Source organism: Methylibium rhizosphaerae (genome assembly GCF_006386545.1).
GTDB lineage: Bacteria > Pseudomonadota > Gammaproteobacteria > Burkholderiales > Burkholderiaceae_C > Pseudorivibacter > Pseudorivibacter rhizosphaerae.
Window position 1 is genome coordinate 42,463 of record NZ_SWAR01000022.1, and the last position, 13,129, is coordinate 55,591.

General features: G+C 65.8%; 13 protein-coding genes. 1 reads left to right on the forward strand and 12 read right to left on the reverse strand.

What is annotated here, in order from left to right:
• Window positions 1-8: 8 nt before the first annotated feature.
• From E8D38_RS16185 to rfbB, 12 genes are all read right to left on the reverse strand, one after another.
• A complete protein-coding gene (locus E8D38_RS16185) occupies window positions 9-962 on the reverse strand; it encodes an EpsG family protein (protein WP_140632996.1) in 954 nt (317 codons plus the stop codon).
• Window positions 963-985: 23 nt separating this feature from the next.
• Window positions 986-2,254, reverse strand: a complete 1,269-nt coding sequence (locus E8D38_RS16190) for a glycosyltransferase family 4 protein (protein ID WP_140632999.1) — start codon at window positions 2,252-2,254, stop codon at window positions 986-988.
• 4 nt (window positions 2,255-2,258) lie between these two features.
• Entirely contained in the window at window positions 2,259-3,521 is a 1,263-nt protein-coding gene (locus E8D38_RS16195) for an O-antigen translocase (RefSeq protein ID WP_140633002.1), read from the reverse strand.
• Window positions 3,518-4,684: a dTDP-4-amino-4,6-dideoxygalactose transaminase gene (gene rffA, locus E8D38_RS16200; protein WP_219851764.1), complete on the reverse strand. Its 1,167-nt coding sequence runs from the start codon at window positions 4,682-4,684 to the stop codon at window positions 3,518-3,520. The genes E8D38_RS16195 and rffA overlap by 4 nt, the downstream gene beginning before the upstream one ends.
• Window positions 4,681-5,418, reverse strand: a complete 738-nt coding sequence (locus tag E8D38_RS16205; protein ID WP_140633005.1) for a GNAT family N-acetyltransferase — start codon at window positions 5,416-5,418, stop codon at window positions 4,681-4,683. The genes rffA and E8D38_RS16205 overlap by 4 nt, the downstream gene beginning before the upstream one ends.
• Before the next feature lie 76 nt (window positions 5,419-5,494).
• Window positions 5,495-5,854, reverse strand: coding sequence for a MarR family EPS-associated transcriptional regulator (locus E8D38_RS16210; RefSeq protein WP_219851766.1), 360 nt, complete (start codon window positions 5,852-5,854; stop codon window positions 5,495-5,497).
• A 59-nt stretch (window positions 5,855-5,913) separates the two neighbouring features.
• Window positions 5,914-6,465 carry a dTDP-4-dehydrorhamnose 3,5-epimerase gene (gene rfbC, locus E8D38_RS16215; RefSeq protein ID WP_140633008.1) on the reverse strand — a complete coding sequence of 184 codons (552 nt, stop codon included), beginning with the start codon at window positions 6,463-6,465 and terminating at the stop codon, window positions 5,914-5,916.
• 1 nt (window position 6,466) lies between these two features.
• The gene (gene rfbA / locus E8D38_RS16220; protein WP_140633011.1) at window positions 6,467-7,357 is read right to left on the reverse strand and encodes a glucose-1-phosphate thymidylyltransferase RfbA; all 891 of its coding nucleotides are present in this window, start codon (window positions 7,355-7,357) and stop codon (window positions 6,467-6,469) included.
• A 91-nt stretch (window positions 7,358-7,448) separates the two neighbouring features.
• Window positions 7,449-8,483 carry an SDR family oxidoreductase gene (locus E8D38_RS16225; protein WP_140633014.1) on the reverse strand — a complete coding sequence of 345 codons (1,035 nt, stop codon included), beginning with the start codon at window positions 8,481-8,483 and terminating at the stop codon, window positions 7,449-7,451.
• A gap of 4 nt (window positions 8,484-8,487) precedes the next feature.
• Window positions 8,488-9,780 carry a nucleotide sugar dehydrogenase gene (locus E8D38_RS16230; RefSeq protein ID WP_140633017.1) on the reverse strand — a complete coding sequence of 431 codons (1,293 nt, stop codon included), beginning with the start codon at window positions 9,778-9,780 and terminating at the stop codon, window positions 8,488-8,490.
• A gap of 131 nt (window positions 9,781-9,911) precedes the next feature.
• Complete coding sequence (rfbD, locus tag E8D38_RS16235) at window positions 9,912-10,808, reverse strand: dTDP-4-dehydrorhamnose reductase (RefSeq protein ID WP_140633020.1); 897 nt, start codon at window positions 10,806-10,808, stop codon at window positions 9,912-9,914.
• Window positions 10,805-11,866: a dTDP-glucose 4,6-dehydratase gene (rfbB, locus tag E8D38_RS16240; RefSeq protein WP_140633023.1), complete on the reverse strand. Its 1,062-nt coding sequence runs from the start codon at window positions 11,864-11,866 to the stop codon at window positions 10,805-10,807. The genes rfbD and rfbB overlap by 4 nt, the downstream gene beginning before the upstream one ends.
• A gap of 25 nt (window positions 11,867-11,891) precedes the next feature.
• Here rfbB and E8D38_RS16245 point away from each other — a divergent pair, with 25 nt between their 5' ends.
• The gene (locus tag E8D38_RS16245; protein ID WP_342779550.1) at window positions 11,892-13,127 is read left to right on the forward strand and encodes an MraY family glycosyltransferase; all 1,236 of its coding nucleotides are present in this window, start codon (window positions 11,892-11,894) and stop codon (window positions 13,125-13,127) included.
• The last annotated feature ends 2 nt before the right edge of the window (window positions 13,128-13,129 follow it).

A 13,129-nucleotide genomic window follows, 5' to 3' on the forward strand; every position in this document is an offset into this window, starting at 1 on the left:
AGGACTCCTCAGTCAGCGGACATGCCCAGCAGGCGCGGATACAGGCTGCCCGTGAAGCCGAGGGCGATGCACATCGCGATGAGGATCGCCCAGAACACCAGCCGCTTGCTGCGTGACGCCGTGGGTGCGGACGAGCAGAGCAGGAAGTACGAGTTCTCGAAGATGCGGGCGGCCACGGGGCTGAAGTAGTAGCCGCCGAGATAGAAGCCGAGGAAGGCGGCAAACGGGCCGAAGTACTGCCGGTTGGCCAGCGCGAACAGCACCGGCAGCAACACGAGCCAGCTCAGGAATGCAGCCCCGGAGCCTTCGGAGGCGAGGAAGTCGTACACATCGGCCTGCCGGAAGCCGAGCGCCGCCGCGACCTGCGCCAGCCCGAAGGACAACGCGACCGAGACTCCTGCGGACACCAGCAGGATCTTCAAGGCGTCGACGCGTGTGCGTTCCGGGTGACGATCGTAGTAGCGGGCCAGCAGCACGTCGATCACGATCACCACCCAGAACGATGCATGCACGAGCGGCGTGGCGAACCGCAGCGTTCGCCATCGCCCTTCGGCGGTGAACAGGAACACATACAAGCCAAGCGCGAACCCCTGGCGCAGGTGGTCCACATGGTTCTTCAGGCTCGTGGGCAGCGCAAAGTACAGCACGATCGGCAGCAGGCTCCAGCGATTCATGCGCGCGACGCCGACTCCGGCGAATGCTGAACTCGCAAAGATGACGAATCGCAGGGCGCCCTCGTCTCCCAGGAGGGCGTTGGCCGAGTAGCACAGCAGCAGCCACAGCGGCTCGTTGAAGACGTAGCTGAGTCCTTCGTAGCGGGAGAGGATCTCCTGCGCGCCATTGAAGTACTCGAGGTAGTTCTCGTCGTCGAGCCCCAGCCCCATCGGGCGCGCCGCCAGCAAGGTGGCGATGAGCAGCACCATGGCGAGGGCAAAGGAACGCGAGGGCTGGGCGACCTGCATGAAAGATCCCGGGGGCCCGCGCTTCAGCGCCGGGCCTCGTAGCGACGCCAGAAGCCTGTGCCCAGTGCGCGCGGCGCAAGGCGATCGACAAGTGCGCTGGCGAAGAGCAGCAGGCTGCGCGTGGACGGAGCCGAGGCGTTCACGACGCCGGCCCGCTTGTCCAGCTCGAGGAAGCCCTCGATGAGGCGTTCGATGGAGAACTCCTCGGCCTTGCGCGCCGAGCGTTCGCAGACCTGCGCGTATTCCTCGTCGGACAAGGCGTGCAGCTGCTCGCAGAACTCGGCAAAGCTGCGCTTTTCGTATCCGATGTCGGCTTCCTGGTAGTCGATGCCGGGCATCGAATGAAGGAAACCGTAGGTCTGCGGTTGCGGTTCGGATTCGACGCCGATCAACGCAGGCACACCGCAGCCGGCCGCCTCGATGATGGCCGTGCCGCTGCCGACGAACAGCCAGGCGTCTTCGAGGACCTCGGGCAGCCGGGCGTACTCGATCGGACCATGCAGGTGAATCTGCTGCTCGCACCCCATCTCGCGGATCTGTGCCTCCAGGGCCTGGCGTCGGTCACCGTCGCCATAGACGTGGTACTCGATCTGCAGTCCCTTGGCGGCAAGGGCCTGCACCGCGCGCGGAAACTGGAAGTTGTAGGTCTTGAACGAATTGATGCGACCAATCGACACGACGCGACCCTTGCGCGCACGTGCCGGATCCCGGCGAACCAGACGGGAGAGGTCGACCCCTATCGGCAGCAGGGCCGACTCGGAATAGTCCTGTCCCAGATGGCGCGCATAGGTGCTTCGGCAGGCCTCGTTGAAGAACACCATGTTCCGCGGAGGCACGACATGCCGCAACGTATGCGCCACTGCATTCACGAAATAGGAGCTGCGCATGTCCCACGTCGCGAACTCGTATTGGTAGTAGACGCCGCCGGTCACCTTGCGACCCCCGCACAGCCGGGCGAGCCGGCATGCCGTGAGCATGGAGAAGGACTCCAGGAAGTGAATGTGGTCGACGTCTTCCAGCAGTGCCTCGGCCCGGGTGCGCGAGATCGGCGCGAAGAACTGGTAGAGCGTCAGGCGACGAAGGGCCTTCACCTTGAAGACGTGCAGGTCTTCCAGGTACACGATGCTGGCCCAGCGCGCGAGTTCCTCGCTCAGTTCGGGGGCGCCCTTGCGGGAGGCCAGCAGCACGGTCACGCGCACCCCCGCAGCGCTCAGGCGGCGCGACACGCGAACCAGGAAGGTCTCGATGCCTCCCATCTGCAGTGCCCCATAGACAAAGAGGATGTGACGCATGGGGTCAGGTTTCCTTCGATTTCGAGACGAAGATCCTCAGTGCCACGACGCACACGACGAAGTAGACGAGGTAGGTCATGGCATACGCGATGCTCGCGCCTGCGGCTCCCAATTGCGCCACCAGCAGCGTGCCGGTGACGCACAAGGTCGCGGCCTGGAAGATCTCGGCACCGATGTACAGCCGCGCGCTGGCGCGGGCCACTCCGACGTAGCCGATGATGTAGGCCAGCAGCTTGAACACCGTGCCGACCACCTGCCAGGAAAACAGCTCCTGCGCCGGCAGGAGCTCCTTGCTGTAGAGCAGCAGGATGATCGGCCTGGACAGCAGGATGCTCAGGGCGGCAAACGCGAGGAGCACCGGAACGGCGAACACGTAGGCCTCGCGCACGACCTGGGTGATCAGCGCGGTGTGGTTCGCCTGCGCAAGCCGGGGCAGGTAGTAGTTGGTCAGCAGCACGGCGAGGAACTGCGTCGCCGTGTCGGTGTAGCGAACCGCGGCCTGCCAGTAGCCGACGGCGTCCCAGCCGGAGTGGCCATGGATGAGCTGCTGCAGATAGAGCTGCGTCAAGGGGAGCGTCAGCGCAGAGACGCTGAGCATCAGCGAGAACTTGAACAAGGTGGCGGCTTCGGGCCTGGCCCACGTGGGCCGCAGCAGCGCGAGGCTGGCGCGCGGCCAGGCGAAGCAGGCCCAGCAAAGCATCACCAGACCCGGACATGCGTTGAGCCACACGAGCCCCAGCATGGCCCCGGGTAGCCCCCACCGCCACACGCCGAAGGCGACGCCGCCCATGCCGATCAACGAACCGATCGCCGACAGCACGGCGTACTCGGAGGTCATGCGATGGCCGCTCATGTAGCCGCCCAGCAGCGTGGCGCAGGTCATGAAGAACTGGCCCGCAGCCAGCCAGCGGAAGACGTCCGCGTGCGTCCCGCTCCGGAAGAGTTGCTGCGAGAGCGGCTCGGCGAACGCGGCCAGGACAGCCCCGACCAGCACCGACCAGGCGATGCAGATGGTGGTGCTGGTCCCGGTTACGAGGCGGAGTTCAGCCGTGCGGTCCTGTGTCTCGGCGACGCGCTTGATGACGCCGTTGAGAATGCCTGCGCCAGCCACCGTGGCAAGCACGCCAATTGCGTTCATCAGGAAGCCGATCTGCCCGAGCCCGTCGGCGCCGGTGTAGACGACGATCAGCTTCACCGCGGCCAGCGCGGCGGCGAGTCTGGTCGCCGTCGATGCGCCGAGCATCAGGCCCGCACGCAGGAAGCTCATAGCTCCCGCGTGCGAAAGAATGCTTCGATGCAGCCGCAGATGAAGTCGACCTGCTCGTCGGACAGCTCGTAGTACAGCGGCAGGCGCAACAGGCAATCGGTGAAGCGGTCGCTGTTGGGCAGCGCCCGGCCGTCGTGCCGCTCGGTGAAGTACGGGCTGGAGTGCAGCGACAGGTAGTGGAAGGTCGCGAGGATGCCGTTGGCTCGAAGCGCGGCGATCAGGTCCGTGCGCTCGGCGAGACTGCGGCACACCAGATAGAACATGTGGCCGTTGTCGGTGGCGTGCGCGGGCACCTGGGGAAGCTCGAAATACCCGCGCTTTGCCAGCGCATCCAGCCGGGCCCTGTAGCGCGCCGAGATCGCCTTGCGGCGCTGCTGGATGTCGTCCAGACACTCGAGCTGGCCCCAGAGGTAGGCCGCGAGCACGTCGGAGGGAAGGAACGAGGAGCCCACGTCGACCCAGCCGTACTTGTCGATCTCGCCGCGAAAGAAGGCGGACCGGTTGGTGCCCTTCTCTCGCACGATCTCGGCGCGCGGCACGTATTTCGGATCGTTGATGGCGATCATCCCGCCCTCGCCGCAGATCACGTTCTTCGTTTCGTGGAAGGAGAAGGCGCTGAAGGTTCCGAAAGTGCCGAGCGGCCGGCCCTTGTAGTAGGAATCCACCGCCTGCGCAGCATCCTCGACCACGACGGCGCCCACGCCTGCAGCGATCTCGAGGATCGAGTCCATGTCGCAGGCCATGCCGGCGTAGTGCACGACGCAGATGGCGCGGGTGCGGGGCGTGACCAAGGCGCGGACCTGCTGCGGGTCGATGTTGGGGTGATCCGGAAGGCTGTCGGCGAACACCAGCTTGGCGCCTCGCAACGCAAAGGCGTTGGCGGTTGACACGAACGTGAAGGCCGGCACGATGACTTCGTCGCCCTCGCGGATGTCAAGCAACAGCGCGGCCATCTCCAGCGCGTCGGTGCAGGAGGTGGTCAGCAGGACCCGTGCGAAGCCATAGCGCGATTCGAAGTAGGCGTGGCACTTCTTGGTGAACGCGCCGTCCCCCGAGATCTTGCCGGTCGCGATGGCGTCGCGTATGTAGCCCATCTCGCGGCCCTCGAGATAGGGCTTGTTGAACGGAATGATGATGGGCTGCTGTGTGTGCGTTGTGCTCATGATCGTGGAGCAGGAATCCAAAGATGCAGGGTGTAGTAGCTCCTGGCGGGTTCGAAGCCGAACCGGCACCACACCTTCTGCACCGAGACATTGTTCAGTTGCGTCGAGACCGACACCTTGCGGCAGCCCTGCTGCGACGCCCAGTTCATGGACAGCCCGACGAGGCCGGCGTAGATGCCACGGCGCTGGTGGTCCGGAGACACGGCGTTCAGCTCGATGGAGGCCAGCTCGCCCGCACGCCTGAGCGTGATGAAGCCGACGATGCTGCCGTCGTTGTCTTCGACACCGATGACGGCGTCCGCCACCGGCGGGCCTTCGCAGGAGCGGGAGGCCCAGGAAGCGTAGGTCTCGTCGGCGGCCTCGCGCGAAAGCCGGTCGTCGGCATGGTAGTGACCGACATAGTCCCGGAACGCGGCGCGTGCGAGCGTCTCCACCTCTTGGGCATCCTGCGGTCCGAGCATCCGATGGTGCAGGCCTGCAGCCAGCGTGACCGGTGCTGGATCGCCGACTGCGGCCTCGTAGTAGACCAGGGTGTCAGCGAGGATCGCGCCTTCGGCCAGCGCCTGCTGCGCGCCCCGCAGGTTCGAGGTGGGCACGCGAAGCATCACGACCTCGGCGCCAAGCTCGTGTGCGCGCTGCAGCACTGCATCGATCGATGCCTCGGGCGCAAGCTCGCCACGCGCAGTGACAAAGCCGAATCGCGCGTGCTCCAGGGGGGACAGCTCTAGGCTCATGGTGGGGGCTTGCGGGGCAAAGAAGAAAAGTGCGAAGGAAGTGCGTGCCGGAGGTGTGCGGACGATGCGTCCGCTGCTACTGGTTGTGATTCGCGGCCACTTCCTGACGCAATTGGGCGATCGTTGCCTTCAGCGTCTCGAATTCGGCTTCCTTGCGGGCCAGGAAGGAGCGGGTCAGCCGCAGCTTCTCGCTCAGCCCCCTGGGCGTGAGCAGGTAGGCGTAGGCCAGCTTGTTGTCGCTGCGCTTGAAGTTCTTGATCTTCACGAGCCCCTTGTCGAGCAAGGCATGCAATACGTAGTGCGTCTTGCCGAGGCTCAGGCCAAGTTCCTGGGAGAGTTGCCGCTGCGACATCTCCGGCCGTTCGGCCAGCAGGCGCAGCGCGTCCAGGGTGGCGGCTGCGTCCGGATCCACAGCAGAAGGCGTCGGCTGTCTCATGCTCCTCACAGGTGCGTTCATGACGTGAACGCGCAAGTGTAGTGGAGCTTTCTTACACCTCAAGCAAAGGTTTCAGCCTGGGAGAAGATGGGGGCGGAGACGTCCTTGGCGGAGAGCTGCGGTACGACACCGGCGTCCGGCCATGCGATCGCGAGGTTCGGGTCGTTCCAGCGCACCGAACCTTCGGCCTGGGGGGCGTAGTAGTCGGTGGTCTTGTAGAGGAAGTCTGCCGTGTCGCTCAGCACCAGAAAGCCGTGGGCGAAGCCCGGTGGGATCCACAGCTGCTTGTGGTTGGCGGCGCTCAGCTCCTCGCCCGCCCATCTGCCGAAGTTCGGGCTGCTGCGGCGCATGTCGACCACCACATCGAACACCGCGCCGCTCACCACCCGCACCAGCTTGCCCTGGGCATGCGGCGGCAATTGATAGTGCAGGCCGCGCAACACGCCCCTGGCAGAGCGCGAATGGTTGTCCTGCAGGAAGTTCACTTCGTAGCCCACGGCCTCGTTGAAGGCGCGCTGGTTGAAGCTTTCCATGAAGAAGCCGCGCTCGTCGCCGAACACCTTGGGTTCGATCACCAGCACTTCGGGCAGCGCAGTCGGGGTCACTTTCATATCAGAACACCTTCTCCTTCAGCACCTTGAGCAGGTACTGGCCATAGCCGTTCTTGAGCATCGGCTGCGCCTGCTTCTCCAGTGCTTCGGCCGTGATCCATTTCGAGCGATACGCGATTTCCTCCAGGCAAGCCACCTTCAGGCCCTGGCGCTTTTCGAGCGTGGCGATGAACTGGCTGGCTTCGAGCAGGCTGTCGTGCGTGCCGGTGTCCAGCCAGGCGTAGCCTCGACCCATGATCTCGACATTGAGCTGCTCGTTCGAAAGGTAGCGTGCGTTCACGTCGGTGATCTCGAGTTCACCGCGCGCAGAAGGCTTGATGTCGGCCGCGATGTCGCACACCTGCTGGTCGTAGAAATACAGACCGGTGACGGCGTAGTTGCTCTTCGGCGCCCTGGGCTTCTCTTCGATGCTCAGGGCGCGCTGCTGGGCATCGAACTCCACCACGCCATAACGCTCGGGGTCGTGCACGTGATAGGCAAACACGCTCGCACCCCGCTCACGCGAGGTGGCGCTGCCCAGCAGGCCCTGGATGTCGTGCCCGTAGAAGATGTTGTCGCCCAGCACCAGGGCGCTCGGGTGGCCGTTCACGAACTCGCGACCCAGGATGAAAGCCTGGGCCAGGCCGTCAGGGCTGGGCTGTACGCAGTAGCTGAGGTTGATGCCCCAGCGGCTGCCGTCGCCGAGCAGCGCCTGGAAGCGCGGAGTGTCCTGCGGCGTGCTGATGACGAGGATGTCGCGAATGCCCGCGAGCATGAGGGTGCTCAGCGGGTAGTAGACCATCGGCTTGTCGTACACCGGCAGCAGCTGCTTGCTGATCGAGAGCGTGGCCGGGTGCAGCCGCGTGCCGGAGCCACCGGCGAGGATGATGCCCTTGCGGGGGAGTGTGCTCATGGGAAATGCGTCGGTTGCCGTGCCGTGGTGCACGCGGCATTGTGGCAGCCCGACGACCGCTGCTGAGCCGGCGGTTACCAGCGGTCAAACGTCAAACGTTTCGCGTGTACCAGTCGGCGGCCACGTCGAGCCCCTGCCCGATGCGATGCGTCGGCTCGTAGCCCAGCCGCTCGCGCGCCTTGCCGATGTCGGCGAGCGAATGCCGCACGTCGCCGCTGCGGAAGTCGCGCTTGACCGGCTGCGCGACGGACAGCGAAGGCCGGCGCGCCTGCAGGCGCTCGGCCAGCAGCGCGTAGAGCTGGTTGAGCGTGGTCTGGTCGCCCACCGCCACGTTGTAGACCTGGTTCACGGCTTCCGGCGCGGTGGTCGTGGCTGCCAGCAGGTTGGCCTGCACCGCGTTGGCGATGAAGCAGAAGTCGCGGCTGGTCTCGCCATCGCCGTTGATATAGACCGTTTCGCCGCGCAGGATGGCGGCCGCCCACTTGGGGATCACGGCGGCATAGGCGCCTTCGGGGTCCTGCCGCGGGCCGAACACGTTGAAGTAGCGCAGGCCGATGGATTCCATGCCGTAGCAACGGGCGAACACGTCGGCGTAGAGCTCGTTCACGTACTTGGTCACCGCATACGGCGACAGCGGTCGGCCGATCAGGTGCTCCACCTTGGGCAAGCCGGGGTGGTCACCATAGGTCGAGCTGCTGGCGGCATACACGAAGCGGCGCGCCTTCGCATCGCGCGCGGCCACCAGCATGTTCAGGAAGCCGGTGATGTTGGCTGCGTTGGTGGTCAGCGGGTCGTTGATGGAGCGCGGCACCGAGCCGAGTGCGGCCTGGTGCAGCACGTAGTCGACGCCCTCGCAGGCCGTCTGGCAGGTTGCAGGGTCGCGAATGTCGCCCTCGACGAGGCGGAAGCGTGCCCACTGCTCCGGCGACACGGCCGCCTGCACCGATTGGAGGTTGTGCCGGTGGCCGGTGGCGAAGTTGTCCAGCCCGACGACCTGCTGGCCGTTGCGCAGCAGCGTTTCGAGCAGGTGGCTGCCGATGAAGCCGGCCACGCCCGTGACGAGCCAGCGACGCGGCGTTTCGCGCAGCGCCGAGAGGACGCTTTCGTAGGTTGTCGACAACGCCATCCCTTCAGAGTCGCCAGACGTTCAGGCCTTCTGCGGTCAGCGCCTTTGCATCGAACGCGCACTTCACGTCGACGAACACGCCACCCTTGCCGACCTTGCCGGCCAGCACGGCGGGGCTCAGCTCCTTGAACTCGCGGTGAGCCACGGCGGCCACGATGGTGCGCGCCTTCGGCAGGTCGTCCCAGGCGGTGAGCTTCACGCCATATTCGTGCTCGGCCTCGGCGGACTCGGCCGTCGGGTCGCACACGTGAACGCGAATGCCGTAGGTCTGGAGTTCGCGGATCACGTCGATGACCTTGCTGTTGCGCAGGTCGGGGCAGTTCTCCTTGAACGTAAGCCCCAGCACGATGACGTCGGCACCCTTGACCGGCAGGTCGGCCGCCAGCATTTCCTTCACGGTCTGCTCGGCGATGAACTTGCCCATGTTGTCGTTGATGCGCCGGCCGGCCAGGATCACCTGCGGGTGGTAGCCCAGCATCTCGGCCTTGTGCGTCAGGTAGTACGGGTCCACGCCGATGCAGTGGCCGCCCACCAGGCCCGGGCGGAAGGGCAGGAAGTTCCACTTGGTGCCGGCGGCCTCCAGCACCTCGAGCGTGTCGATGCCGATGCGCTTGAAGATCACCGCCAGCTCGTTCATGAGGGCGATGTTGAGGTCGCGCTGGGTGTTCTCGATCACCTTGGCGGCCTCGGCCACCTTGATGCTGCTGGCCGGGTAGACGCCCGCCGTGATGACCGAGCCGTACATGCGCTGCACCATTTCGAGCGTCTGCGGGGTGTCACCGGACACGACCTTGACGATCTTGGTGAGCGTGCGTTCCTTGTCGCCCGGGTTGATGCGCTCGGGGCTGTAGCCGACGAAGAAGTCCTGCTTCCACTTGAGGCCCGACAGGCGCTCGATGATGGGAATGCACACTTCCTCGGTGGCACCGGGATACACGGTCGACTCGTACACGACGATCGCGCCGGGCTTGATGTGCTTGCCCACGCTTTCGGAGCTCTTGACCAGCGGCGTGAAGTCCGGGCGATGTGCGTCGTCCACCGGCGTGGGCACCGCCACGACGATGAAATCGGCCTCCTTCAGCACCGCCGGGTCGGTGGTGCAGTTCAGCTGCGTGGCCGAGCGCAGGTCTTCACTGGAGACTTCGCCGGTGGGGTCGATAAAGCGCTTGTAAGCCTCGACCTTTTCCTTGGACAGATCGAGTCCGAATGTGCGGTACTGCTTGCCAAAGGCGACGGCCAGGGGCAGGCCGACATAGCCAAGGCCGATGACGGCAACGGTGGGGTTTGCGAGGCTCATAAGGCTTGGGAGGCGTTGAAACGGATGAGGCACGTCGTGCCTTGCTGGGGCAGGATTCTGAGGCCAAAAAGTGTGGGCAGACCGACGGAGGCCCCCCCAGGACGGGGGCCCCGGTCTGCTTGCGGGGCGCCTCAGCCGAGCACTTCGCTGAGCATCCGGTCGACGCCGGCCTGCCAGGCTGGCAGCGCGAGGCCGAAGGTTTCCTCGAGGCGGCGCGTGCTCAGCCGCGAGTTGAGCGGGCGTCGTGCGGGCGTTGGGTACTCATTCGAGGGGATGGCCTGTACCGCGCCCGCGGCCACCTTGACCGCATGTCCGCGCGCGCGGGCCCATTCGATCACGTGGCAGGCATAACCATGCCAGCTGACTTCGCCGCCGGCTGCCAGGTGGTACAGGCCGGCCGCGTCGGGCTCCCGCAAGGCGTGGCGCACCGCATGGGCCGTCACGTCTGCAATCAGATCTGCACCCGTGGGGGCACCGATCTGGTCGGCGACGATGCGCAGCTGGTCCCGGTCGGCGGCCAGCCTGAGCATGGTCTTGGCGAAGTTGGCGCCGCGTGCCGCATACACCCAGCTGGTACGAAAGACGAGGTGCCTGCAGCCGCTGGCAGCGATGGCGCGCTCGCCTTCGAGCTTGGTCTGCCCATACACAGACAACGGGGCGGTCGCTGCCGACTCGTCGCGCGGCGTGCTGCCGCTGCCGTCGAAGACGTAGTCGGTGCTGTAGTGCACCAGCCAGGCGCCGCTGGCCGCAGCCTCCTGGGCCAGCACCGCGGGCGCCTCGGCATTGAGCACACGCGCGACGTCGGGCTCGCTTTCGGCCTTGTCCACCGCCGTGTAGGCAGCGGCATTGACGATGACATCGGGCCGCAGGCGCCCCACCGTCTCGCGCAGCGCGTCCAGCCGGGACAGGTCGCCATGCATGCCGTCATGACCCTGCCGGTCGAGCGCCGTGACTTCGCCCAGCGGCGCCAGCGCACGCTGCAGTTCCCATCCGACCTGACCGTTCTTTCCGAGCAGCAGCAGCTTCATCGCGCGGCGTAGTTGGTGTCCATCCAGTCGCGGTACGCGCCGGTGCGCACGCTATCGATCCACTCGGTGTTCTCCAGGTACCAGCGCACGGTTTGGTCGATGCCGCTGTCGAAGGTTTCTGCCGGCCGCCAGCCGATCTCGCGTTCGATCTTGCGCGGGTCGATCGCGTAGCGGCGGTCATGCCCGGGCCGGTCGGCCACGTAGGTGATCTGCTCTTCGTAGCGGGCGCCGCCGGCCTTGGGGCGCAGCGCGTCGAGCTTGCGGCAGATGGTGGTGACGACGTCGATGTTCTTCACCTCGTTCTTGCCGCCCACGTTGTAGGTCTCGCCCAGGCGCCCCTTCTGCAGCACCTGGCAGATCGCCTCGCAGTGGTCGCGCACGTAGAGCCAGTCGCGGATGTTCTGCCCGTCGCCGTACACCGGCAGCGGCTTGCCATCCAGCGCATTGAGGATCATCAAGGGGATGAGTTTCTCGGGGAAATGGTACGGCCCGTAGTTGTTGCTGCAGTTGGTGGTCAGCGTGGGCAGGCCATAGGTGTGGTGGTAGGCGCGGACCAGGTGGTCGCTGCCCGCCTTGCTGGCCGAGTAAGGGCTGTTCGGCGCGTAGGGCGTGGTCTCGCTGAACGCGGGGTCCGTCTCGGAAAGCGAGCCGTAGACCTCGTCGGTCGAGACATGCAGGAAGCGGAAGGCTGCCTTTTCGTCGCCGGCGAGCGCGCTCCAGTAGGCGCGGGTCTCCTCCAGCAGGCTGAAGGTGCCGACCATGTTGGTCTGGATGAACTCGCCGGGGCCGTGGATCGAGCGGTCGACGTGGCTCTCGGCGGCGAAGTGCAGCACCGCGCGCGGGCGGTGCTGCTGAAGCAGCCCGCGCACCGCTTCGCGATCGCAGATGTCTGCCTTGGCCAGCGTGGCTCGGCCGCTCTTCAGGTGGGCGGCAATGGTGAGCGGGTTGCCTGCGTAGGTGAGCTTGTCCAGCACGACCACGGGCTCGTCGCTGCGCGAAAACCAGTGGTGGACGAAGTTGCCGCCGATGAAGCCGGCGCCGCCAGTGATGAGGATCATGTTTCGTGAACTTGTCTGAAGGGCGGTGCCCGCCGGTCGCAACTGTGACGGGGCCGAGTTTACTGGCCGTGTCTCGAGGGAGCCGGTTTCATCACCCGTTGTTTCGGATGATGAAGGTGCAGTGGTGCGCCGTTACACTCGCGCGATGCTTTTTGTCCTGCTTCTCGCGTTCGCGGCCGCTGCCGTGGCTACCTTGCTTGTCATTCGTTCGGCGCGCATGCATGGGCACATCACCGGCGACTTCGACCTCTCCGGTCCCCAGAAGATGCATGCACGCGCGGTGCCTCGCATCGGCGGCATCGGCATCTTCGTCGGATTCGCCTTCGGTGTTGCGGCGCTTTCGAGCCGTTCGGCCAGCCAGAGCTGGCTGGTCTGGGCCATGCTGCTCTGCAGCCTGCCGGCGTTTGCAGTGGGCCTGTGGGAGGACCTCACGAAAAGCATTTCACCGCGCAGGCGCCTGGCAGCCACGGTGCTGTCTGGGGCGCTGGGCGTGTGGCTGCTCGACGCCATCATCCTGCGCACCGACATTCCGGGCCTCGAGCTGGTGGTGAGCATTCCGCTCGGCGCCTGGCTGGTCACGCTGTTCATGGTGGCCGGTGTTGCCAACTCGGTGAACATCATCGACGGCATGAACGGCCTGGCTTCCATGTGCTCGTCCATCATGCTGTCGGGCCTGGCCTATGTGGCCCTGCAGGTCGGTGACCCGCTCGTCGCCGGCCTGGCGCTCGCAACCGTCGGGGCGTCTCTCGGCTTCTTCCTCTGGAACTTCCCGCGAGGCCTGGTCTTCCTCGGCGACGGCGGGGCCTACTTCCTCGGTTTTGTCCTCGTCGAGCTGAGCATCCTGCTGGTGCACCGCAATCCGGACGTGTCACCGATCTTTCCGGTGCTGCTGTGCGCCTACCCGATCTTCGAGACGATGTTCTCCATGTATCGCCGCAAGTTCGTGCGCGGGCGGGCCATCGGCATGCCGGACGGCATCCACCTGCACACGCTGATCTACCGCCGGCTGATGCGCTGGGCGGTCGGCAGCAAGGACGCCGAGGTGCTGGTGCGCCGCAACTCGATGACTTCGCCGTACCTGTGGCTCCTCTGCTCCTTGTCGGTCGCGCCGGCCGTCCTGTGGTGGGATAGCACGGGCGTGCTGGCGGCCTTCATCGCCGTGTTCGTGGCTTCGTACGTGTCCCTGTACCGCAGCATCGTGCGCTTCAACACACCCAGAGTCCTTGTGGTACGCAAGGCCAAACCGTCGACTCGCGGATAATC